Here is a 22,997-nt window from a genome sequence, read left to right as displayed (position 1 = left end):
ACGCTCTGATAGCGACCGAGCTTGGGCCAAACCCCGCCATTGATGCACGCGAAACACACAATCAAACACGACGGAGGTTGCTTTTCCGCTGCCGGATCTGAATCAGGCCGACGCCTACTACTACAGACCCTTCAACATTCCGTTCAGGCAAGACGCGAACTTCATCGGGTTTCAAGTCTGGATCGATGGTAGGGAGATCAAGCCGGATGAGGAGGTGCGCGCGTTCGCCGAGGGCGGCGAAATCACCGGCGAGCTTAGGCGTCTGGGCATTGATCTCATCGCCCCAGTCTATAGCAACAGCGATCGGCGAGTCGTTGATGCGCTCCGCCGCCTGAATGCGATTTCCGACGCCAATGATGACGAAGCCGTCGCGTCCCGACGGCGCGACTCTCCCAGCGGGCTGGTGTGAGCCGCAACTTTCCTTAAGCCTATGAGGCTGGAAGCCGGATCGAGAGTGCAATGTGCTCCCTCGCCTCTTGCGGGCTCCTGGGGGCGGGGCTATCGCATACAAGGAAAGCAGCTTGGGAACCAATTGCCTGACGACGAGCTTGGTCCGAGTTGGACTGGCCTCACGATCCGGCAACGCCGCACAGGAGTGCCCCGAATGAGCAAGCGCAAATCGACTAAGTCCCGCAAACCGGACGCTGGGACGAAGGGCGTCGCCAAGCCCGCATCGACGCCGAAGCGCGCCGTCCCGGCCCCCGACCTCACAGGCTCGGACGGCGAGGAACTCCGGGCGGCTCCCGACATCGCAACGAGGCTGCCGGAACTCCCAGGCCAGGAGATTGAAAAACTGCCGCCGGTCCCACCTGCCGAACTCGAATCCAAGCCGGCGCTCCCCCCTCATCTCGCCGAGCCGAAACCGGACGTCGTCCTTCCTGTCGAAGCTCTGGCGGAAGCCAAGGAATCGGTACACGCCGCCACAGGCGAAGCGAGGCCGGCCGGTCCAAAGGTGGACAGCCCCTTGAATGGACCCTTGGGAGCAATCGCGGGTATCGAGGCCTGCCAAGCGCTGTTCATGGAGATCACGCGGGACAATCTCAACTTCGCCGCCAGCCTCGCCGCGACGCGCTCGCCCCTCGATATCCTCGACGTCGCGACGAAGTTCGCCGGCAGGCAGATCGGTATGTACGGCAGGTTATCGAGGGCGGTCGTCAACATCGCCGCCGGACGGCAGGCCCCGACAATCTGACCAGTCCTGGGTTACCCGGCCGGCCCGCATAGCCGGGAATTACGGTAATGCTGTGTAAAACTCGCCTGAAGCAGCAGGCGTAGCCGCATGAGCGGAGCAATATGCGGGACCGAGACCCGGATATCGCTCCGCTCGTCCGGGCTACGCGCTTCGTGGCCTCATGGTTCGAGACGCGTCGCGAGCGCGACGCTCCTCACCATGAGGATTTGAGGTTTCACCGCGAAGAAGCTGATCCGCCTAAGCGAGCTTTGCTCGTCTCGCCCCTCGGTTCGCAGGGGATACGAATGCAGCCCCCTACTGCTCGTCCTTCGGCGGCATGCGCGGTGGCAAGAGCGGCGTGAACGAGACGCCGTCGCCGGCCTGCTGCGCCGCCTTGAACTCGCCGGTCGAGGGATCGCCGCCCGCGGTCTGGATGATGGTCTTGGGCAGGATGTATTCGCGTGCGGCATCGATGATGCCGCCCTCGCCGGTGCCGAAATCGGCGGCACGGCCGCCCTGCGGATGGCCGCTCGCGATCTGGTCGGAGGCATGCTGGGCCTTGCCGGCCAGCCCGTCGGTGTAGGGCAGCCGATAGGCCCGCGGCACCCCGCTCGGCCGGTTGTCCTCGTCGAGCCTCTCGACCCAGAGATAGATCGAGCCGGGATCGCCATCCAGGCTATGCGGCTCGACGATCCGCGCCTGCAACAGCTTGAAGCGCGCCGGCAGCGCGTCGATGCTGGCCCACCCGAGCAAGCCGCGCGCCCCGATGAAGCTGCCGACATAGAACGCGCTGGTCACGACCACGGCGATGGCCTTGGCCGGCCACGGCAGGCGGGCATAGACCAGGACGAGCAGCAGCAGCGCGCCGATCAGCGCATAGCACACCGACAGGATCAAGATCACGCTCTGCAGGTTCGTCACCGCAACATCCTCACGCCCGTTTTCGGATCGATGTCGGCGCCGTTGGCGCGGACATTGCGAAAGGTCTCGAGCAGCGATTTCGGCCGGCGCTGCACATCGACCACCTTGCCCTCCGCATCGAGGCGGAAGCGCAGCGCCGTCTTCTCGTCGCCGGTATGGTCGAGCGTCACCTTGTCGTCGAAGATGACCTGCGCCTTCGGATTGAGCTTCTGCACCTTCACCATCGCATCCACCGGCGTTCCCGCCACCGCCTGGAAGTGCGAGACGTTGACGGTGTATTCGCCGGCGACGATGCCGCGCACCGTCACGATCTCCTCGCGGATCGGCGACGGGATCTTCATGCCGTTGACCAGGATGAAATCGTTGGCGCCACCGCGATCGTCGCGGTCGAGGGTGAGGAAACCGGCCTCGCGATGCCGATACCAGGCGATGTTGCCCAGCGGGTCCTGCACGAACAGGTCGAGATCATCGGGATGATTGTCGGGCCAGTCCAGGGTGATGATGAATTCGGCCTTGGTGTCGATCTTGCCGTCCTTGGCGTCGGGCGAGATCGCGAGCACCGCGATGAAGAAAAAGAACGCGACGATCTGCAGCGCCTTGAACAGCATCACGCTGAACGGATCGAACTGCTCGTCGCGCGGATAGAGTCCGAAATCGTCCATCATCACGGACGCTCCAGCAGCGGCGTGACCCTGGTCTCGGTCAGCATCACGGCGTCGGAGAACACGCGCTGGGTCGCGGCATCCAGCATGTAGTATTGGATGCGGACCAGGATCGAGCCGACCAGCCCCGCGAGCGTCGTGTACATCGCGATCGCCATGCCGTCGCTCATCAGCCCCATCGACGATTTCATCGCCAGCTTGTCGGAGACGTCGAGACCTGCGATCGGCGCCAGCATGATGATGAATCCGATGATGGTGCCGAGCAGGCCGAGCTTCATCAGCGTATCGGAAGCGAAGCCGCCGAAGCCGTTGGAGCCGCGCAGCCGATCGGCCAGCGTGCGGAGCAGTAGCGTCTGATCGATGCGCCCGCCCGCTTGCGTGGCCGCCTTGGTGACGAGGCTTCTGATGTGATCGCTCACCAGGCCCGCGGGAAGCGCGCGTGCATTGCCGTCGAGCACCTTGGCGGCATCGCCCGTGGTGAGGATCGCGCGGCAGCGCCGGGCTGCGTCCGCTTCGCGCGCGATCGCGCGGGTCCGCCAGAAGCAGTGGACGCAGGTGAGGCCGTAGAGAACGACGACCACGCTCGAAATATAGGTGCGGTCCGAGGACAGCATCTGATGGATCATGCCATAGCGCCAGAGCAGCACCGCGGCGAAGATGGAAAGCCCGGTGAAGATCATCCACAACAGGAGCGGCCCGCGCTCCGCGCTGTCGGTCACAGGGGGCGCAATCTCGGCGCTGCTGACCGCACTCATGCTCTCGGACTCCCTCCGCTACGATGTCCCGTTCGCATTCTTCCGCGCGAACCGTCGGCGCGAGTTAAGCAGAGCGGCCGGACGCCGTCCAAAGAGATATGCCCTGAAGCGGCTGGGCAAATTTCCCAAATTCGCCTTGCTGCGGCGCTTTCGCTTGGCGGGTGCCGCCGATGTGTTACGCTCGGCAGAACCAAGGTGGAGGGATCGCATGCGCCTCGTGCTCCAGCTCATCGCCCGCCTGGCCCTGATCGTCGTGCTGTGCCTAGCCACCGCGGCGGTGTGGGTCACGATCGATGCCTATCGCAGTGTCGACCGCGCCACCGCAGCCACTGCTGACCGAGTGTCGCAGGCGTTGGAAGCGCTGTATTGGCGCGAGCTGTTGCTGCGCAGCAGCAGGCGGAGCGAGCATCTGCTGCCCGTGCCGGAATGGCGCACCATCGAGACCATGAAGCTGATTGCGCCGGGCATCTGCGTTCAGTTCCAGCCGCAGGCCGCCTTCGAGAAGCCGCTTTGCGGCCAGAGCAAGGGATTGGGCCAGGCGCCGCCGCACTGGTTCGCCGCCACTGTGCAGACACTGCTTGGCGACCATGCCGCAGTCGCACAATCGATCAGCGCGCGCAGCACGACGGCCGGGACGGTATCGGCCATCGCCGATCCCGATGCGGCGATCCAGCTCGCCTGGCAGCGGATCCAGGACAGTTTTGGCGTCGCGCTCGCCATGGCGCTTGCGATCGGCCTGCTCGCCTCGCTGGCGATTGCGCATGCGCTGGCGCCGGCGCGGGCGATCGTCGCGGCGCTGCAGCGCATGGCCGACGGCGAGCACCGCCCCGCCCTGCCGCGCTTCCGCTCCATGGAGCTTGCGATGATCGGCCAAGCCGTCACCGAGCTCGGCAACCGGCTGGCACAGGCGACCGAGCAGCGCGCCGCCCTGACCGAGCGGTTGCTCGATATCCGGGACGACGAACGGCGCGCCTTGGCGCGCGAGCTGCACGACGAGTTCGGACAGAACCTCACCGCGATCCTGGCCTTCGCCAGCACGATCGAGGCGGAAAGCGCGCCGCAACACAAGCGCGTCGCGCAGGATGCGCGCATGATCACGCAGGCCGTCACCCATCTGATGGCCTGCCTGCGCGGCACGCTGAGCCGGTTGCGCCGGCCGCTCGCCGAGGAGCTCGGCCTCGAAGCCGGGTTGATCGCGTTGACCGAGAATTGTCAGCACGCGGCGCGGCCGACCATCCGGCTCGACCTGCAAGGCGATCTCGCCGACATCCAGGGGCCCGTCGCCGTCACCGCCTATCGCGTGGCCCAGGAGTGCCTGACCAATGCGTTGCGCCACGCCACCGCCAGCGAGATCTCGCTCAAGGTCGAGCGGCGCAGCGGCCCGGATGGCGCGCTGCTGATCTGCATCGAGGATGATGGCGGCGGCGATGCGACGCCGCTCGCGCAATCCAGCGGCTTCGGCCTGACCGGCATCCGCGAGCGGATCGCGGCAGTCGGCGGCTCGCTCTCGATCGTCTCGGCCGCGCGCGGGCTTAGCGTGGCCGCGACCATCCCGCTCGCAGCCTGAGGCGGAGCACAGGCGCGATGGCGGAGCCGGCGGCCATCTCCATCCTGCTGGTGGATGACCATCCGGTGGTCCGCCAGGGCTATCGGCGGGTGCTCGAGAGTCAGGACGGCTTCAAGGTCACCGCCGAGGCCGACAGCGCGGCTGGCGCCTATGCCGCCTTCAAGGCGCACGCGCCCGACGTGGTCGTGATGGATATTTCGATGAAGGGCGCGAGCGGCATCGAGGCGATCCGTAACATCCGCGCGCGTGACGGCCATGCCCGCATCCTGGTGTTCAGCATGCATGGCGAAGCGCCGCTGGTGAAAGCGGCTTTCAACGCGGGCGCCAGCGGCTATGTCACCAAGAGCAGCGAGCCCGCGGCCCTGGTCCGGGCGATCCGCAGCGTCGTCAGCGGCGGACGAGCGCTGAGCGACGACGTCGCCCATGTGCTCGCGGCCGACAATCTCGACGGCGTGCAGACGACGCTGGAGCGGCTCGGTGATCGCGAGATCGAGATTCTGCGCCAGTTCGCCTCAGGCCTGACCACGGAGCAGATTGCCGCCAACCTGCATCTCAGCGTCAAGACGGTCCAGAACTACCACTATCTGGTCAAGGCCAAGACCGGCGCGCAGACGGATGCGCAACTGGTCCGGCTCGCCGTCGCCAGCGGATTGACCGAGCTGTAGCTTCGAGGTGGTCGGCGCATTCTTGTGGCGTGAAGCCGCGCTCGACGTCACGCGGCTGGTTGGTGCCGATCCTAGGCTGGCCGAACATCAGGAAGATTTCCCGGTGCATTGCGGGCGAGGTTCGTTGGACTGCATTGGTCCTCTCTGTTCAAATCCGGCCGAATAGCTTTTCCGCCTGGCTGCGTGATGGGTCCGCTCTCAGCTCGCGAAAGAGCATGCACCTCTTGAACGGCGCCGTATCCGCGGACGCCCTTACAGCGATGAGGCCTGCGGCGATGCGTAAGGGCTTGCACACGAATGCTGCCAGAGCGGCGATCCTTGCTGCTGGACTTCTCCTCGCGCCCCCTATGCTCGCAGGTGACCGCCAATATGGTCAAGGCGCAAGTGATGCTGAGATCAAGATCGGCCAGACGATGCCCTATAGCGGTCCACTTTCGGCAGCCGCGGTGATCGGCAAGGTGCAGGCAGCCTATTTCCGCATGATCAATGATCTCGGCGGAATCAATGGACGCAAGATCACGTTGATTTCCTACGACGATGCGGCGGCGCCTTCCAAGACCGTGGAGCAGGTCCGGAAACTCATAGAGAGCGACGAGGTGTTGTTCACATTCGAGACGCTCGGCAACGCCTCGAACATTGCGGTTCAGAAATATCTCAATGATCGCAAGATCCCTCAGCTCTTCGTGGCCGGCCGGTCGACCCGTTTCGAGGATCCGGTCAATTTTCCCTGGACGATGGGATTTGCTCCCAATCTGCGCACGGAGATTCGCGTCTACGCGCGGTTCATCCTCGATAACTATCCGAATGCCAGGATCGGCCTGCTCTATCAGAACGATGAGAGCGGCAAGGACTATCTGACCGGGTTGAAGGACGCGCTCGGCGCAAGGGCAGCCGACCTCATCGTCAGTAGCGCTTCATACGATGTGACGGACCCGACCGTCGACTCACAGGTCGTGCGCCTCAAGGCGGCCGGTGTCGCCGTCCTCATCAACATGGCCGCCTCGAAATTCGCAGCCCAGGTCATCAGAAAGATGGCGGAGCTTGGCTGGAAGCCCGTTCACCTCCTTGGCGTCGGCTCGTCCTCGATCGACGCGGTCCTAAGCCCCGCGGGCATCGAGAACGCAAAGGGCATCATCTCCGCGAGCTCGTTCAAGGAGGCCACAGATCCGACCTGGCGTGATGACGAAGGCATGAAGCGATGGAGCGCCTTCATGGACGGCTATTATCCGGGAGGCGACCGGAAAAGCGTCTTCACGGTCTACGGCTATAGCGCCGCCGAGCTGCTCGTGCAGGTTTTGAAGCAATGCGGCGACAATCTCTCGCGCGAGAATGTCATGGCGCAAGCGACGAGCCTGAAAAACGTGAAACTTGATCTGCTGCTCCCGGGGCTCTCCGTCAACACCAGCCCGACCGACTATCGTGTGGTCAAGGAGTTCCGGATGATGCGCTTCACGGGCGATCGATGGGAGGCCTTCGGACCAATTGTCACGGATTGATCCGTGCGGCTGTGGCTTCGGCCGGTGAAACTGAATTCAGTGTGGCGCAGCCTCCAGGCCACGGAGCACGAGCGTCAGCACGGCGTCCAACCGGCCCTTGATCGCCGGATCCTTCCATTCGTCGGCATGGGCCGGATGATGGAAACGGCTGGTGGCATCGAAGATCGCGCCGGCTGTAGCTTTGACGTCGTCGATCCGGAACGTGCCCTGCTCGACCCCCTCGGACAGGATCTGCTCGACCTGGGCGACCAGTTGCTCCTTATGCCCCTTCACGACTTTGCACGCCTCGCGCGCCAAGGTCAGGTAGGTCGTGAACATCTCGGGATCTTCAGACACCCGCCTGCATTTGGCGTCGACCAGCTCTCGCAGCCAGCGCTCCAGCTTCAGGGGCGCCGGCCCCGGCTCCGCAGTGATCTGCGCCAAGGGGACGCTGACACGATCGAGCCAGCGCTTCGCCACCGCCTCGCGCAGCGAGGCCTTGCTCGGAAAGTGCCGGTAGACGCTGCCGTGGCTGACATCGAGCGCCCGCGCCACGTCCACCACGGTGGCCTTGGCGAGCCCATAGCGGCGCAGCACATCCTCGGTCACTTCGAGGATTCGCTCGGATGTCAGAACCACGGCCTCGTTCATGCGCGCACCATGTCCTCTTTTGCCGGATAGGCCTCGAGCTGGCTCAAGTCCGGTATTTCCTGGCGATGTGCCGGCCGGAACGTCGCGGCCTGAGCTTCCAGGTGACGGGCCACCTGCTCATTGAGCCAATGCTCGAATTGTGAATTGGGAAAAAGCTTTGCAATCTTCATCGAGGAGGTCCTTGCAGCTCCCTTGACCGCTGGTCGATGGCCAGCAGGCGCGGGTGACACCGATGACGGCATCTTGGGAAGCTGATATAGCATCTCACGCTGACAGATTTCAATATCTGTTACTCGATTTTCGGTATAATGGTATTATGATACGAAGAGGTCTTTCCTCTCCTCTTTGGACCGCCGTATTTGTCTCGCCAAACCTGCTCTGCTAAAGCGCGGCGTAAAAACAATCCGGCGGGAGTGCCTGAACGGCCCCGCTGGCCTCTCTGGAGAGCTTGCGATGATCCCCCGCTATACCCGTCCCGAAATGGCCGCGATCTGGGAGCCGCAGACCCGGTTCAAGATCTGGTTCGAGATCGAGGCACATGCGGCGGACGCGCTGGCGGAATTGGGTGTGATCCCCAAAGAGGCCGCCAAGACCATCTGGGCCAAGGCCAAGGACGCGACCTTCGACGTCGCGCGGATCGACGAGATCGAGCGCGAGACCAAGCATGACGTCATCGCCTTCCTGACCCATCTCGCCGAGATCGTCGGCCCCGAGGCGCGCTTCGTGCACCAGGGCATGACGTCGTCGGACGTCCTCGACACCTGCCTCAACGTCCAGCTCACCCGTGCCGCCGACCTCCTGCTCGCCGACCTCGACCGCCTGCTGGCCGCGTTGAAAAAGCGTGCCTTCGAGCACAAGGTGACGCCGAGCATCGGCCGCTCCCATGGCATCCACGCCGAGCCGGTCACGTTCGGGCTGAAGCTTGCTTACGCCTATGCCGAATTCTCCCGCGCCCGTGACCGGCTGGTCGCCGCGCGCAAGGAGATCGCGACCTGCGCGATCTCGGGTGCGGTGGGCACCTTCGCGCAGATCGATCCGCGGGTGGAAGAGCACGTCGCGAAGGCGATGGGCCTCACGCCTGAGCCGATCTCGACGCAAGTCATCCCGCGCGACCGCCACGCGATGTATTTTGCGACGCTCGGCGTGATCGCCTCCTCCGTCGAACGGCTCGCCACCGAGATCCGGCATCTGCAGCGCACCGAAGTGCTGGAAGCCGAGGAGTTCTTCTCCGAAGGGCAGAAGGGCTCCTCCGCAATGCCGCACAAGCGCAATCCGGTGCTGTCGGAGAACCTCACCGGGCTGTCGCGCATGGTGCGCGCCTACGTGACGCCGGCCCTCGAGGACGTCGTGCTCTGGCATGAGCGCGACATTTCGCACTCCTCGGTCGAGAGGATGATCGGCCCCGATGCGACCGTGACGCTCGATTTTGCGCTGGTGCGGCTCGCCGGGCTGATCGAGAAGCTGCTGGTCTACCCCGCCAACATGGCGAAGAACCTCGACAGGCTCGGCGGGCTCGTGCATTCGCAACGCGTGCTGATCGCACTGACACAGAAGGGCGCCAGCCGGGAGGACGCCTACAAGCTCGTACAGCGCAACGCCATGCCGGTCTGGCGCGGCGAAGGCGACTTCAAGACGCTGCTGAAGAACGACGCCGACGTGAAGAAGTATCTCACCGACGCCGACATCGACGAGCAGTTCGACCTCGGCTATCACCTGAAGCACGTCGACACGATCTTCAGGCGCGTGTTCGGGGAAGCGTGAGGCCTCTTCCTCGCACAACGCCCTGCTTGGACGACGAATCGGACGCGGCCCAGCCCGCGTCCTCACAATTGTATTGCCTGACCTTGAACGGCCGCCGGCCATGCGCCTCCCGTGCGAGCCGGCGCGCATCGAGCTTGGCGTCGCCGTCGCGCAGGTCATCGTTCACGGCGCAATTGGCTCTCCGAAATTGATGACGTAGCGGACCGACGCAGCGGTACTAACTGCTGTTTGCGCTGCCGCAACTTCCTGCCTCAAGATCATCCCTCCGCAGTCGATCTGCACAGGCAATAAGGCATGCAAAACAGGAAGCCGGCATCCAGAGGGACTTGACACAAGTCAAGGCAAGTACTCAAAACCTGAAGTTGCATTCAGGATGTGATATTTTGCGACGAAAAATCGGGTTGAGATCATAGGATTGAAATTGCCGGCAGCGGCCTGACACTGGAACGGCGGAGGAGTTCATGCCCACCCTCGCTTTGCAGTCGACTGACTCACCGTCCGTGGTTATGGCGAATCCCGCAGACGATCTCGAAAAAGCGCCGATTGAAAACGTGTTGACGGCGCTCGGGGTTCAATCGAGCCGAGGACTCAGCAGCGCCGAGGCTCAGAAGCGGCTTGCCCAATATGGCCCCAATGCCATCGTCGAAAAGGAACCCAGCCTAGCGCGCCGCGTCCTCAAATATTTCACGGGGCCGATCGCTTACATGATCGAGGCGGCAGCGATCGTCTCGGCCATCATCGGTCATTGGGACGACTTTACGATCATTGGCGGCCTGTTGATCTTCAACGCCGGATTGGAGTTCTGGCAGGATCACAAGGCTTCCAACGCGTTGGCCGCCCTCAAGAAAGGTCTTGCTCCGAAAGCGACGGCGCTGCGCGATGGCAAGTGGCAGACGATCCAAGCCGCCACGCTCGTTCCGGGCGATGTCGTCAATGTGCGGCTGGGCATCATCGTTCCCGCCGACCTTCGCCTCATCGGCGGAGACTATGCGTCAATCGATCAGGCGGCGCTGACCGGAGAATCCCTGCCGGTGACGAAGAAGGTCGGAGACGAGGCCTATTCCGGCAGCGTGGTCAAGCAGGGGGAGATGCAAGGGGTCGTTATAGCGACCGGCGCCAACACCTTCTTCGGCCGGACCGCGCAGTTGGTCGCTCGAGCGGGCGCAATCAGCCACGCGCAAAAGGCGATGTTTGAAATCGGGAACTTTCTCATCGTGGTCGCGGTGACCTTGGCCCTGATCATGATCTCGGTCAGGGTCTACCATGACATCGTGATCGCCGACGATTGGGGGCTGGCCGACGCGCTTCGGATCTTGCAGTTCGTGCTGGTCTTGCTGGCGGCCTCGATTCCCGTCGCCATGCCCGCCGTGTTCTCCATTACGATGGCCCTCGGCGCCCTCGCCCTGTCGAAGGAAAAGGCAATCGTCTCCAAGCTCTCCGCGATCGAGGAAATGGCCGGGGTCGACATCTTGTGCTCCGACAAGACGGGAACCCTGACCAAGAACCAGCTCAACCTCGGCGAACCAATCCTGTTTTCCGCCAGCGATGGTCAGGACTGCATTTTAGCCGCAGCACTGGCCTCGAAGATCGAAGATGCCGACGCGATCGATACCGCAGTAATCGGCGCCCTGAGGGATCAGCGCCGTCTGAAATCCTGCAGGCAGGTGAAATTTGTTCCGTTCGACCCGGTGACCAAGCGAACCGAGGCGACGATCGTCGACGGCCAGGGGAAGACGCTCGTCGTAACAAAGGGAGCGCCGCAGGTCATCGTCGAGGTCGCGAGCCCCTCTGCTGACATCGTGCAGCAAGTTAAGAGAACCGTGGACGACCTTGCCGCAAAGGGGTCGCGGGCCCTCGGCGTGGCTCGCTCCGAAGACGGAGGCAAGAGCTGGTCGCTGCTCGGCATTCTGCCGATGTTCGATCCGCCACGCGACGATTCAAAGGCTACGATCGACCTGGCGAACGCAAAAGGCGTGCGTGTCAAGATGGTGACGGGCGACGACACCGCGATTGCGATCGAGACCGCACGGCAGCTCGGCATGGGCACACACATCATCCCGGCGGCCGATGCGTTTCCGAAAAATATGGATCCGAACAACGTGCCGCCGGACATCGCCGACGCGATTGAACGGGCCGACGGGTTCGCGCGCGTCTTCCCGGAACACAAATACGCGATCGTGAAGGCACTGCAGGCACGCGGCCACCTCGTCGCCATGACAGGAGACGGCGTCAACGACGCACCCGCGCTGAAGCAAGCCGATTGCGGCACGGCCGTCTCCGGCGCGACCGACGCGGCGCGCGGCGCCGCCGCCCTGATCCTCACCGCCCCCGGCCTGTCGGTGATCAATAACGCGATCGACGAGGCGCGACGCATCTTCGGACGGATCACGAGCTATACGATCTACCGGGTCGCGTTGACGATGGACATCATGTTCCTGGTCGTGCTGTCCACCATCTTTCTCGACTTCGCGCCGCTGACCGCCGTCATGATCGTCATCATGTCGCTACTCGACGACGTGCCGATCATGACCATCGCCTACGACAACACGGCGGTGAGCGAAAAGCCGATCCGCTGGCAGATGCCTCGGCTGCTTGGGGTAGCGGCGGTGCTGGGATTGTTTTCCATCATCGAATCGTTTGGCCTGCTGTTGATCGGCACCAGGGTGCTTTCGCATCCTCACTTGCAGCCGTATTTTGGAGTGGCAACCGCGGGGCAGCTGCAGACCATCCTGTTCCTGCAGCTCGTCGTGGGCGGCCATTTGCTGCTGTTCGTGACCCGCACCGAGCGCTGGTTCTTTACGCCGCCATTCCCGGCGATGCCGCTGATCGGCGCGATCGTGGCGACCCAATTGCTGGCGATGCTGATGTGCCGCTTCGGCTGGCTCGTTCCCGCAATCAGCTGGTCCCTGATCGGGTGGGTGTGGGCGTACAGCCTCGCCTGGATGTTCGTGCTGGGCGGTGTCCGATTGATCACCGAGCGCTTCGCAAGCTACCGGACCTCCCGGCAGGTCAGCAGCGCCAGCATTGTGAACCAGCCGTTGCGGTCGCACGCGGCCGCGTAAATCTGGAGCAGCAACATGGATTATCGCAAGAAGTTTGCAGTCGAGCGCGGTGAGAAGCCGCGCCTGTCGAAAATCGATGCGTCCTACACCGGGAAACACGAGTCGCATGAGAAGGCGCTCCCCGAGATCCAGGCCCATGTCGAGAGCATGGATAAATTGCAATATCTGCTTTACGCCGATGGCAACAAATCCCTGGCGGTGGTGTTGCAGGCGCTGGATGCGGCGGGCAAGGATGGTGTCATTCGACACTTGTTCAGCGGAATGAATCCGCAAGGAACGTCCGTGTTCGGATTCAAGCAGCCGAGCAGAGACGAGGCCGCTCACGACTTCCTCTGGCGTGCCCACCTGCGAACGCCGGGCAAGGGCGAAGTGGTGGTGTTCAACCGGTCCTACTACGAGGATGTTCTCGTCGTACGGGTCCATAAGCTGGTCCCGGAATCGGTCTGGTCAAAGCGCTATGACCTCATCAACGACTTCGAGTCGATGCTGTCCCAGAACGGCACCACCATACTGAAGTTCTACCTCCACATCAGCCCGGAGGAGCAACTGGCCCGCTTCAAGCAGCGGCTCGACGATCCGTCGCGCAACTGGAAAATCAGTGAAAGCGACTATTCGGAACGCGAGCTGTGGCCGCAATACATCGAGGCTTATGAAGATGCGATGGCGGCGACCAGCTCCAAGCAGGCGCCCTGGTATGTCATTCCGTCGAATCACAAATGGTTCCGCAATCTCGCGATCTCGCAGATCGTCAGCGATACCATCAACGAGATGGGGTTGAAGTTGCCGCCGGCGCGCGTCGACATCGCGGAGATCCGCCGGAAATACCATGCGGCGGCGGCCGAAGGAAAACCCGGCGAAGGGCATCGAGCGAAGAAGAACGCCAAAGTGGGCTAAGCGGATCGGCGGTGCAGACATTCCAAGGCCGACCAAGGCAAGCGCCATGGTGCAGTCCCTTGACCGGCTCACCTCGCGGCCCAACGTGATCACCCGAATGTGACGGCAGAACACCTGCGACAGGTTGTCCAACGACGCGTCGTCGACCTCTGACACTTCGACTTGTCGCTGCCGGCGCATTATGGCTCCGCGCAGACTCATTCATGTTGAGGATGCCATGACGTCGGAGACCGCCGCCTACAATCCGTTGCTGCGCTGGATACATTGGGCCACCGCGGCGCTGTTCATCGCGGCCATGCTGATCGGACTCTATTGCGGGCTGCAGCCGCCGGGCACTTCGCCCAGGCGCGAACTCCTGGAGCTGCACAAGTCGCTCGGCGTGACGCTGTTTGTCCTTGCCATCCTGAGGGTAATGGTGCGCGCGGCAACAACGGCGCCGCCCGAGCCGACATCGTTCGGGCCGCTGGTGCGGCTCGCCAGCCGCCTCAATCACTGGGCGCTCTATCTCATCCTGTTCGCGATGCCGGTCACCGGCTACATGTTCTCCTCCGCCGGCGGCTACTCGCTGAAATATTTCGGCACCTTCAGCTGGCCGCGCCTGTTCGCCGGCGACAAAGAGATCGCGCATGCCGGCGAGATCGCGCACGGTACCCTCGCCTACTTCGTCTATGCCGTGGTTGCCCTGCATGTTGCGGCGACGCTCTGGCATGCGCTGATCAAGCAGGACGAGACGCTGGCGCGGATGTGGCCCGGCGCACGCAGACGGCGCGCGCTGTGATGATTGGCCTCGTGCCGCCGATCATGATTGCGTGAGCTGGCACGAACACATTGATCGCCGTCGGCCGCACCGAAAAGCGCGCCGGCGTGAAGGTGACGAGTTGCCCGCATTCGGCCGATCGGTGACGCTCGCCTCCGCTCCACTCGTCATTCCCGACTCCGTGCGATCCGAGGACATGCACGTGAGATCCGGCGCATGCGTTCCGAGATGAAATCTCCGAAGGCGAGGTCGGGTTCCGTGCATGCGCAAGGCCCGAGCAAGGGCGAAGAGCCGGCTCGGCACAGGATTTTGATAGGCCTGCTGTGCATTGTGCCTGCACGCATTCGCGCCATTCGCTCGCAAGTGAGCCGCGGGCTCCAGCCTATCGCGCTGAAGCAGTTAGCAAAAAGCGCGCCACCTCGCGAGGATACACCCTGCATTGCAGCTGTCATCCGCTGCAAGGTTTTCTTCTGTTACTTTGCAGGCATATCGACTATAGCTATGGGCGATTGTCATCAAACTGTTACAGACTGAGCATGCCGGATTCTGATGCGACAGCATCGGTCCGCGACAGCCTGCGTGCTGCTCCCGGACCTGATAGTCCTCCGCGCCCAAACGGTGCTGCGGCCGACACGGATATCGCTGCGGTGAAACAGGACAACACGGCTACTGCAGCGGCGGCGACCGACACAACGACGCCGGATGCGGCAACATCTCCAACGTCCACCGATGTCGTGCGGCCGAATGTCGCTGCTCCCGGCAGCGAGATCGAGCTCAAGCTGCTGGTCGATGCGGATCAGCTGGCGGGCTTCAACAACGCGGCGATCATCGCGGCGCATGCGCGCAACAGGGGCGCGCGCAAGCATCTGAAATCGGTCTATTACGACACGCCGGAGCGCACGCTGTGGCGCAATGGCCTGAGCCTGCGGGTGCGCCAGAGTGGCGCGCGCTTCGTGCAAACGGTGAAGGCGCAGCGCACCGGCGATCCGCTGCGCCGCGCCGAATGGGAGGCCGCGGTGCCCTCGCTCGCGCCGGACCTCGCGCTGGCGACGCCGCTCATTCCGGAAGAGTTGCGGGAGGAACTGCAAGCCGCCCCGCTCGAGACCGTGTTCGTGACCGACGTCCACCGTCACCAGCGCATCATCGAGCTGCCGTCCGGCACGGTCGAGATCGCGTTCGATCATGGCGCGCTGATCGCAGGCGAGCGCAGCCTGCCGGTCAGCGAGATCGAGCTGGAGTTGAAGAGCGGCAGCACCGCGGCGATCTACGAGATCGCGCTCCGGCTCGCCGAGCACGACCGGCTGCGTCCATCGATCCGCAGCAAGTCGGCGCGCGGCTATGACCTTGCCGCGGACGAACCACCGGGCGCGGAGAAGCCGCGCAAGCTGCATTTCGATCCGGCGGTGTCGCTCGACGAGACCTTCGCCATCATCCTGCGCGGCTGCTTCCGCCATCTGCTCCAGGCGGTGCCGGCGGCCGAAGACGGCCGCGATCCGGAAGGCGTGCACCAGCTGCGCGTGTCGCTGCGCCGGCTGCGCGCGGCGCTGCATCTGATGCATGCGGTCGGCGGCAACGGCAGGCTCGCCGGCCTGCTTGCGGATGCGAGATGGCTCGCGCAAAGTCTCTCCGCGGCGCGCGACTGGGACGTGTTCCAGACCTCCACCCTGCCCGCCATCGCCGAAAACTGCCCCACCGTGGCGGGGTTCGACAGCTTGCGCGAGCTCGCCGAGCGGCAGCGCAGTCTCGGCTATCGCAAGCTGCGCCACGCGCTGTCCGAGCGGCGCTGCGCGATCTTCCTGCTCGGCCTCGGCGAATGGATCGAGAGCCGCGGCTGGCGCAGCGACGTCTCGCCGGAGACGCTCGGGCAATTGGCCGAGCCCGCGATCGGCTTCGCCGGCCATATCCTGTCGGAGCGGCATCAGAAGTTGCTGAAGCGCGGACGGCATTTCAAATCGCTGCCGCCGGAGCAGCGCCACAGGGTGCGCCTCGCCTTGAAGAAGCTGCGCTACAGCGTCGATTTCCTGCTGCCCTTCTTCGCCGAGCGCAAAGCCACCAAGAAATATTCCGAGAAGCTCGCCGGCCTGCAGGAGCAACTCGGCCACTACAACGACATGGCCGTGACCGCGGGCCTCTTGTCCGGGCTCGGCATGGAATCGACCGACGGCGCAATCGCCGCCGCCGCGATCACCGGCTGGCAGGCCCATGCCATGCTCGGGGTCGAAGGGCCCCTGCGCAAGGCGTGGCGCAGCTTCAAACACGCCACGACGCCCTGGTCGGATGACGCGGCGTCCTGACCGCCGCAGCGGCGCTGCCATCTGCTGCGGCTGAATCGCCAATTGTTCATCCGCACATTGATCGAGTTCAATGCGCGCGCGGCGAAGTTGAGGTTCCTATCAGCTGCCAGCCGCGCTTCAGCGGAACTTTCGAATTCGATGCCCCACGAGGATCAAATGATCTGTTCGTGCCGCTATGATTCCGAAGTTCGCAGAACGCAGATGCCGCGAGGTGGCGCGAACGTCGGAACCGGAGACGATGGCGATGAAAATCTTCAGCGTGAGCTGTCCGAATTGCGGAGCCTCTTACGAGGTCGCGGAATCGCTGTCGGCGGCGGCAACGCCGGAACGCGCCGAATGTGCGGTCTGCGGGGCCTTGATCATGGACTGGCGGGAGCCGCGGCTGCGAGCGCTGCGGCTGATCGTTCCGCCCGAGAACAAATATCCGCGGGTGACGCCGCCTTCACCCGCCTGAGGCCCCGCTTCCGGCACAGCCGCGCGGTCTGAAACTTGCATCGTCTGCGACGCCGGGTCATAGTTGGCCGGCGCATTCGAACGCGCGCTCTTGCGCGCTTCTCCGTCCAGACAGTGAGTTGTTTCTCTCGTGCCCATCATCAACAGCATCGCCGCGCTCGCCGACGACATGGCCGCCTGGCGCCACGATTTCCATGAACATCCCGAGTTGCTCTACGAGGTGCATCGCACCGCCAGCATCGTCGCCGACAAGCTGCGCGCCTTCGGCTGCGACGAGGTGGTGACCGGGATCGGCCGCACCGGCGTGGTCGGCGTGATCCGCGGCCGCAACACCGCCTCCGGCCGCACCATCGGCCTGCGTGCCGATATGGACGCGCTGCCGATCTTGGAGACCTCCGGCGTTCCCTATGCGTCGAAAACGCCCGGCGTGATGCATGCCTGCGGCCATGACGGCCACACCACGATGCTGCTCGGCGCCGCCAAGCATCTCGCCGAGACCCGCAATTTCGACGGCACCGTGATCGTGATCTTCCAACCGGCCGAGGAAGGCGGCGCCGGCGGCAAGGCGATGATCGACGACGGGCTGATGACGCGCTGGGGCATCCAGGAAGTCTATGGCATGCACAACATGCCCGGCCTGCCGGCTGGCCATTTCACGCTCTCACCGGGCGCGATGCTCGCCTCCGCCGACGCGATCGAGATCAAGGTCACGGGCAAGGGCGGTCATGGCGGCGCCGGCCCGCACAAGGCGGTGGACAGCATCCTGATCGGTGCCCAGATCGTCGGCGCGCTGCAGTCGATCGTGGCGCGCAACGTCGATCCGCTGAAATCAGCCGTGATCTCGATCTGCGCCTTCCACGGCGGCACCACCTTCAACGTCATCCCCGAGACGGTGGAGATGAAGGGCACGGTGCGCACGCTCGATCCGGAGATCCGCGATCTCGTCGAGCGGCGCATCGCCGAAGTTGCCGATGCCACCGCGCGGGCCTATGGCGGCTCAGCCGAGACCATCTACACGCGGATGTATCCGGTGACGATGAACCATGCGCGGCAGGCGGCGTTCGCGGCCGATGTCGCCCGTGACATCGCCGGTCCCGAGCGCGTCAACGACCAGGCCCTGCCGCGGATGGGCGGCGAGGATTTCGCCTTCATGCTGGAGGAGCGCCCCGGCGCATTCGTCTTCCTCGGCATCGGCGAGGGCGCCGAACTGCATCACCCGGCCTACCGCTTCAACGACGACGTCCTGACCCACGGCGCCTCCTACTGGGTGCGGCTGGTCGAGAAGAGCATGCCGGCGGGTTAGTTGGACTGATCGCTCAGCAAAGTCACGGCGGCCGCTCTCAGCCCGTCATTGCGAGCGAAGCGAAGCAATCCAGCCCCTTCGAAGGAAGCCTGGATTGCTTCGTCGCCTTCGGCTCCTCGCAATGACGATGAACAAACAGTTTGGTAGGGTGGGCAAAGCGACTTGTCCGCCGAAGCTCGATGAGCGAAGGCGGAAGCGTGCTCACCGCCCTTTCAATGCGAGCGGGAATATGCGCATCACAACTACGGCCCCCGCACGCTTCGTCCTGGCGATTGCAGTCCTGCTCGCCGCAGCCGTTGCGCCCGTACGCGGCGAGGATAGTTCGTCGCACATCATGCGCTACGAGAAGGCCGAGTTCGACGGCATCGATTTCAAAGGAGAATCGCAGTTTGAAATCTCCGCCCCGGAGCAGTTGCCGAAGCAACTTGTGTGGGAGCTTGAACATTCGGGATGCCGGTACAAGGAGATCATCAAGAGTATCCCGGCGCAGTTCATCGCATTCGAACGCCAGCGGTTTGCTCTCCTGCCATGCCCTGGCATGACCCGCGTATGGCACCACGTCTACGACCTATCGAATGTGAGAAGGCCGAGATTGGTACATCTGCCGGTCATAGCCCCCGACACAGGAATGACCTCCACCTCTGCGCCGGGATTTATCACCTGGCAGAAGGGTACGCCGTACTTTCACTCCGAAACGAGTACGGACATGTGCCCCTGCCCAATGCTGCGCCACGTCTATCGCATCGGCGAAAACCCCGGTGAGGGTATTGGCCTCGTACTCATTCGCGTTGAGCTTCAGAAGGAAAGGCCGGAGGGCGAATGGAGAACGATCTGGGACTCGCCGAAGTGGCCGACAAAGGATGACCTTCGCTAAGGGCACAGCAATCTTCGATCGGCATCGTCGTGCTGGGCGAGCAGCTCTCGCCGACGGCGTGGCTCGGGCTCGCCTTCGTGCTCATCGGCGTCATCGCGATGACCTTGCCGGCACGCCGGATCGTGCCGGCAGGGTGAGCCGTCACCGCACTATTCGGACTCGTGCAGCGCCTCCCGGATTGCGCGCTCGACCGGAGATGTCTCCTTATCCGGCCGGTCCAGCCGCAGCGGCTCGGCCGGATGCAGCGGCGGCTGCGCCAGAAAGCGGGGCGCCCTGCCCCGATGCATCTGCGCCGCATGCACCAGGAACGGATGGCAAAGATAGACATCGCCCGCTTTGCCGGTGGCGAGCACCTCGGTCCGCCGCAGCCCCGCGCAGAACTGACCGAGCGTGCCGAGCGACAGCCCCCCGTCTCCGGCCGGTGCGAGACATCGTGCGACGTCGCGATGCGATCCGGGCTTGATCCTCGTCGGGGCATCGTCCTCGCCGATGTCGGAGAACAGGAACAGCATCAACAGCGCCCGCCCTTTCGAGGTCACGTTGGCGCGCCAATCGGAGAAATCACGCCGTTCGTCCCAGCTACTGCTCGGCCCGGGAAAGCTGACATCGATGTGCCAGCCCGCATCGCCGGGATCGTCAGCATGTGGAAACCGCACCGGGAAGGTGCCGAGGTCGTGGCGCGGCCGCCAGCGTCCGACGCCCACCAGCTGATCGAACGCCGCATGCAGCACGGGGCTGTTCACCGCGCAAGCGAACGGCTCGTCGCCATAATAGCCGAGCCGGATCACCGGACGCGTCCAGCTCGACGGATCATCCGGCGCGCAAGGCAGATCGCGCCATAGGATCGCCCTGCAAACAGCCGCGAGCTCGCTGGAAAAAGCGTTCTCGACGCGAATGAAGCCGTCGCGAACAAATTGCATGATCTGCGCAGACGATAGCGCACGCGTGGTCTCATCACTATTCATATGGAGAATCCTCATACCGCTCGAAGCCAAGCACCGTCGCTGTGCAGCGACCGGCGGGCCGGGTCTATGTGGTCTGACGCGAGGCACGCCGATCGGCCCCGCGCCGCTGCACCGCCTGCGTCGCGCAGGCGCCGACGTCAGCGTCTCAGGAAGAAGACCGAGGCGATATGGGAGGTCGTCATCATGGAGTAAGATTAGCACCCGCGCATCTCGCGGGCAAAGGGATCACGCAGCGCCGATTGCGGCGCAAATCGTTCCCCTATAAACAGGCCCTTGCATGACATCCGCCGCAATCCGGAAGAAACCGATGGCACAGCGCAAGACGAGAGTCGCGATCCTGTTCGGCGGTCGCTCCGCGGAGCACGATGTCTCCCGGGCGTCTGCCGCCAACATCTACCGTTCGCTCGACCCGGATCGCTACGAGATCACGCTGGTCGGAATCACCGGCGACGGCCGCTGGGTCATCGCCGATGCGGCCAATGACAAGGCGAGCCCGGCCCTGGTGATTCCAGCCGATGGGCCCGATCTGGTGCTGCTGCCGGGCGGCCGGGGCCGCGCGCTGGTGGTCGAAAAGGATGCGGCCAGCGTGCGCGAGCTTGCCGCCTTCGATGTCGTGTTTCCGGTGCTGCACGGCCCCAATGGCGAGGACGGCACCGTCCAGGGCGCGCTCGAACTCGCCGACGTCGCCTATGTCGGCGCGCGCGTGATGGGATCGGCGGCGTCGATGGACAAGGACGTCGCCAAGCGCCTGCTGCGGGATGGGGGTCTGCCAATCGTGCCGTACATCACGATGACCGCCGCGGCGCCAGTCACTTACGAAGATGCGGCTCGCGCGACCGGCGCGCGTGAGCTGTTCGTCAAGCCCGCCAATCTCGGCTCCTCCGTCGGCATCTCCCGGGCGCGCAGCGCCGGGGAATTTGCGGCGAGTTGCGAGCTCGCGTTGCGTTACGACGGCAAGATCCTGATCGAACGCTGCATCGCCCCCGTGCGCGAAATCGAATGCGCCGTGCTGGAAGATGCCGACGGCAAGGTCAGCGCCTCCGAGCTCGGCGAGATCGTCCCGGCCGGGCAGCACGGCTTCTATTCCTATGAGGCGAAGTACACCGACGCCGGCGGTGCCTCGCTGCACGTTCCGGCGCAGCTGGACCCCGCTTTGGCCGAACGCATCCGGAAGCTCGCGGTCGAGGTGTTCGGCGTGTTGTGCTGCGAGGGATTGGCGCGCGTCGATTTCTTCGTCAGCGGCGGCGACGTCTACGTCAACGAAGTCAACACGCTGCCGGGCTTCACCAATATCAGCATGTATCCGAAGATGTGGGAGGCGACCGGCCTGCCCCAGCCCGAGCTGCTGAACAGGCTGATCGCGCATGCGCTGGCGCGCCATGCGCGGCTCGAGAAGCTGAGCTTCCAGCGCTGACAGCCCTGCATGTAAGACCTGCCCGGTCCGAATGGGAAATCGGCCGCATTCGGAACGACACATCAGACACATCAAAAGACTGATTCGACGTCTCAGGCGGGCCGCCATTGCCGCCCGCCGCGGAGCACTGCGCCAAATCGAGGGACCATTTTGTACCACCAATTGAAGCGCGTCGCCTGCGCCCTCGTCCTCGCCCTCCATGTGCTGCCGGCCCACGCGCGCGACCTGATCGGCCGCGATCTGATCGGCCAAGCCAGCGTGGTCGATGGCGACACGCTCGACATCCATGACGATCGCATCCGGCTGTGGGGCGTCGATGCGCCCGAGAGCACGCAAACCTGCCGCGGCCGCGACCGACGGCCCTATCGTTGCGGCCAGCAGGCCGCGCTTGCGCTCTACAATTTCACCAAGGCAAAGACAGTCCGCTGCACGCCGTTGGACGGCGATCGTTACGGCCGCATCGTCGCCCGCTGCATGGTCGGTCGCATCGATCTCGGCCAGATGCTGGTGTCGCGCGGGCTCGCCGTCGAGGAACCGCAATATTCGCACGGCGCCTACACCGCCGACCAGCTGGCGGCGCGCCGCGCCGGCCGCGGCATCTGGGCCGGCCGATTCGTCGAGCCATCACTCTATCGCGCCTGCATGCATTCAGGTGGACGGGTGGCGGAGTGCGCGGACGGCGGCCGGAGCTGGCGGTGAAGATCATTCATTGATGAGACGCGGCTCTCCGCGTTATCAACCGCGCCATCATGAAACGCGGATCAGCTCCGGTGCGCCCTCCTGATCTCTCCGGGCGGGCGCCGATAGACCGCGGCGAACACCGCGTTGAAGCGTCGCAGGCTGCCGAAGCCGGCCTGCAACGCGATGGCCGTCATCGGCCAATCGGTCTCGTCGAGCAGGCGCTTGGCACGCTGCACGCGCGCGGTCTGCGCGACCTGCACCGGGCTTGCATCAAGGTGCCGCTGAAAGAGCCGGTTGAGATGGCGGGCTCCAATGCCCAGACGCGCCGCCAGATCCTCGACACTCGCTTCGTCGAGCGCGCCGCGATCGATCAAGCGCAACGCGCGTGCGACCGTGGTCCGCGTGCCCTGCCACGCTGGTGAGAACGGTGCGGTTTCGGGCCGGCAGCGCAGGCAAGGACGGAAGCCGGCTGCCTCTGCCGCCGCAGCGGACGGATAGAAGCTGACATTGCCGGCTTTCGCCGGCCGCACCGGGCAAACCGGACGGCAATAGATCCTGGTGGTCCTGACGCCGATGAAGAAGCGGCCGTCGTAATGCCGATCCCGCGCCACCCGCGCGCGTTCGCATTCCTTCGCATCGAGCATGATCGCTCTCCAGCATCGCGGCAGGACG

At 64.3% G+C, this 22,997-nt stretch carries 21 protein-coding genes and 1 pseudogene; 15 read left to right on the top strand and 7 right to left on the bottom strand.

Going from position 1 to position 22,997, the window contains the following annotated elements; genetic code table 11:
* Positions 1 to 67: 67 nt before the first annotated feature.
* Positions 68 to 409: pseudogene (locus QX034_RS24790) on the top strand (DUF4424 family protein); the annotation flags it as partial.
* 195 nt (positions 410 to 604) lie between these two features.
* On the top strand, positions 605 to 1,192 hold the full coding sequence (locus QX034_RS24785; RefSeq protein ID WP_315706019.1) for a hypothetical protein: 588 nt from the start codon (positions 605 to 607) through the stop codon (positions 1,190 to 1,192).
* A gap of 294 nt (positions 1,193 to 1,486) precedes the next feature.
* Here QX034_RS24785 and QX034_RS24780 read toward each other — a convergent pair whose 3' ends face one another.
* The 3 genes from QX034_RS24780 to QX034_RS24770 are packed head-to-tail and all read right to left on the bottom strand — an operon-like array spanning position 1,487 to position 3,509.
* Positions 1,487 to 2,092, bottom strand: coding sequence for a hypothetical protein (locus tag QX034_RS24780; RefSeq protein ID WP_315706020.1), 606 nt, complete (start codon positions 2,090 to 2,092; stop codon positions 1,487 to 1,489).
* On the bottom strand, positions 2,089 to 2,757 hold the full coding sequence (locus tag QX034_RS24775) for a hypothetical protein (RefSeq protein ID WP_315728589.1): 669 nt from the start codon (positions 2,755 to 2,757) through the stop codon (positions 2,089 to 2,091). Before QX034_RS24775 ends, QX034_RS24780 begins: the two co-directional genes overlap by 4 nt.
* A complete protein-coding gene (locus tag QX034_RS24770) occupies positions 2,757 to 3,509 on the bottom strand; it encodes a MotA/TolQ/ExbB proton channel family protein (protein ID WP_315706022.1) in 753 nt (250 codons plus the stop codon). The genes QX034_RS24775 and QX034_RS24770 overlap by 1 nt, the downstream gene beginning before the upstream one ends.
* 208 nt (positions 3,510 to 3,717) lie before the next feature.
* On the opposite strand from QX034_RS24770, the gene QX034_RS24765 reads away from it, so the two are divergent.
* The 3 genes from QX034_RS24765 (at position 3,718) to QX034_RS24755 (ending at position 7,237) form a co-directional block, all read left to right on the top strand.
* A complete protein-coding gene (locus QX034_RS24765) occupies positions 3,718 to 5,076 on the top strand; it encodes a histidine kinase (protein ID WP_315728586.1) in 1,359 nt (452 codons plus the stop codon).
* Positions 5,077 to 5,093: 17 nt separating this feature from the next.
* Complete coding sequence (locus QX034_RS24760; RefSeq protein WP_315706024.1) at positions 5,094 to 5,741, top strand: response regulator transcription factor; 648 nt, start codon at positions 5,094 to 5,096, stop codon at positions 5,739 to 5,741.
* A gap of 275 nt (positions 5,742 to 6,016) precedes the next feature.
* Positions 6,017 to 7,237 carry an ABC transporter substrate-binding protein gene (locus QX034_RS24755; protein WP_409977521.1) on the top strand — a complete coding sequence of 407 codons (1,221 nt, stop codon included), beginning with the start codon at positions 6,017 to 6,019 and terminating at the stop codon, positions 7,235 to 7,237.
* Positions 7,238 to 7,273: 36 nt separating this feature from the next.
* Here QX034_RS24755 and QX034_RS24750 read toward each other — a convergent pair whose 3' ends face one another.
* Both QX034_RS24750 and QX034_RS24745 read right to left on the bottom strand, forming a co-directional pair.
* The gene (locus QX034_RS24750; protein WP_315706026.1) at positions 7,274 to 7,867 is read right to left on the bottom strand and encodes a TetR family transcriptional regulator; all 594 of its coding nucleotides are present in this window, start codon (positions 7,865 to 7,867) and stop codon (positions 7,274 to 7,276) included.
* Positions 7,864 to 8,037, bottom strand: a complete 174-nt coding sequence (locus QX034_RS24745; protein ID WP_315728582.1) for a hypothetical protein — start codon at positions 8,035 to 8,037, stop codon at positions 7,864 to 7,866. The genes QX034_RS24750 and QX034_RS24745 overlap by 4 nt, the downstream gene beginning before the upstream one ends.
* A gap of 283 nt (positions 8,038 to 8,320) precedes the next feature.
* Between QX034_RS24745 and purB the strand changes: the two genes are divergently transcribed.
* The 8 genes from purB to QX034_RS24705 all read left to right on the top strand — a co-directional run bounded on the left by purB (position 8,321) and on the right by QX034_RS24705 (position 19,265).
* Positions 8,321 to 9,628 (top strand): adenylosuccinate lyase, encoded by a 1,308-nt coding sequence (gene purB / locus QX034_RS24740; protein ID WP_315728580.1) that lies wholly within the window; start codon positions 8,321 to 8,323, stop codon positions 9,626 to 9,628.
* 461 nt (positions 9,629 to 10,089) lie between these two features.
* Positions 10,090 to 12,690, top strand: a complete 2,601-nt coding sequence (locus QX034_RS24735; RefSeq protein WP_316195898.1) for a plasma-membrane proton-efflux P-type ATPase — start codon at positions 10,090 to 10,092, stop codon at positions 12,688 to 12,690.
* Positions 12,691 to 12,705: 15 nt separating this feature from the next.
* Positions 12,706 to 13,584 (top strand): polyphosphate kinase 2 family protein, encoded by an 879-nt coding sequence (locus QX034_RS24730; RefSeq protein ID WP_315729728.1) that lies wholly within the window; start codon positions 12,706 to 12,708, stop codon positions 13,582 to 13,584.
* A gap of 217 nt (positions 13,585 to 13,801) precedes the next feature.
* Entirely contained in the window at positions 13,802 to 14,362 is a 561-nt protein-coding gene (locus QX034_RS24725) for a cytochrome b (protein ID WP_315706031.1), read from the top strand.
* A 515-nt stretch (positions 14,363 to 14,877) separates the two neighbouring features.
* Entirely contained in the window at positions 14,878 to 16,635 is a 1,758-nt protein-coding gene (locus QX034_RS24720; protein WP_315729729.1) for a CHAD domain-containing protein, read from the top strand.
* 244 nt (positions 16,636 to 16,879) lie between these two features.
* A complete protein-coding gene (locus tag QX034_RS24715; RefSeq protein WP_315729730.1) occupies positions 16,880 to 17,089 on the top strand; it encodes an MJ0042-type zinc finger domain-containing protein in 210 nt (69 codons plus the stop codon).
* A gap of 129 nt (positions 17,090 to 17,218) precedes the next feature.
* The gene (locus tag QX034_RS24710; RefSeq protein ID WP_315706034.1) at positions 17,219 to 18,391 is read left to right on the top strand and encodes a M20 aminoacylase family protein; all 1,173 of its coding nucleotides are present in this window, start codon (positions 17,219 to 17,221) and stop codon (positions 18,389 to 18,391) included.
* A gap of 229 nt (positions 18,392 to 18,620) precedes the next feature.
* On the top strand, positions 18,621 to 19,265 hold the full coding sequence (locus QX034_RS24705) for a hypothetical protein (protein WP_315729731.1): 645 nt from the start codon (positions 18,621 to 18,623) through the stop codon (positions 19,263 to 19,265).
* Between the two features lie 149 nt (positions 19,266 to 19,414).
* On the opposite strand, the gene QX034_RS24695 is transcribed toward QX034_RS24705, so the two are convergent.
* On the bottom strand, positions 19,415 to 20,230 hold the full coding sequence (locus tag QX034_RS24695) for a phytanoyl-CoA dioxygenase (protein ID WP_315729732.1): 816 nt from the start codon (positions 20,228 to 20,230) through the stop codon (positions 19,415 to 19,417).
* Positions 20,231 to 20,537: 307 nt separating this feature from the next.
* Here QX034_RS24695 and QX034_RS24690 point away from each other — a divergent pair, with 307 nt between their 5' ends.
* Positions 20,538 to 21,644: a D-alanine--D-alanine ligase family protein gene (locus QX034_RS24690; protein ID WP_316189459.1), complete on the top strand. Its 1,107-nt coding sequence runs from the start codon at positions 20,538 to 20,540 to the stop codon at positions 21,642 to 21,644.
* A 150-nt stretch (positions 21,645 to 21,794) separates the two neighbouring features.
* Positions 21,795 to 22,343: a thermonuclease family protein gene (locus QX034_RS24685; protein ID WP_316189461.1), complete on the top strand. Its 549-nt coding sequence runs from the start codon at positions 21,795 to 21,797 to the stop codon at positions 22,341 to 22,343.
* A 62-nt stretch (positions 22,344 to 22,405) separates the two neighbouring features.
* On the opposite strand, the gene QX034_RS24680 is transcribed toward QX034_RS24685, so the two are convergent.
* Positions 22,406 to 22,969, bottom strand: coding sequence for a bifunctional transcriptional activator/DNA repair enzyme AdaA (locus QX034_RS24680; RefSeq protein ID WP_315706039.1), 564 nt, complete (start codon positions 22,967 to 22,969; stop codon positions 22,406 to 22,408).
* Between the last annotated feature and the right edge of the window lie 28 nt (positions 22,970 to 22,997).

The organism is Bradyrhizobium sp. SZCCHNR3119 (assembly GCF_032487775.1).
Classification (GTDB): domain Bacteria; phylum Pseudomonadota; class Alphaproteobacteria; order Rhizobiales; family Xanthobacteraceae; genus Bradyrhizobium.
The sequence above is the reverse complement of the archived record's forward strand: the minus strand, read 5'-3'. Positions and strand labels throughout refer to the sequence as shown.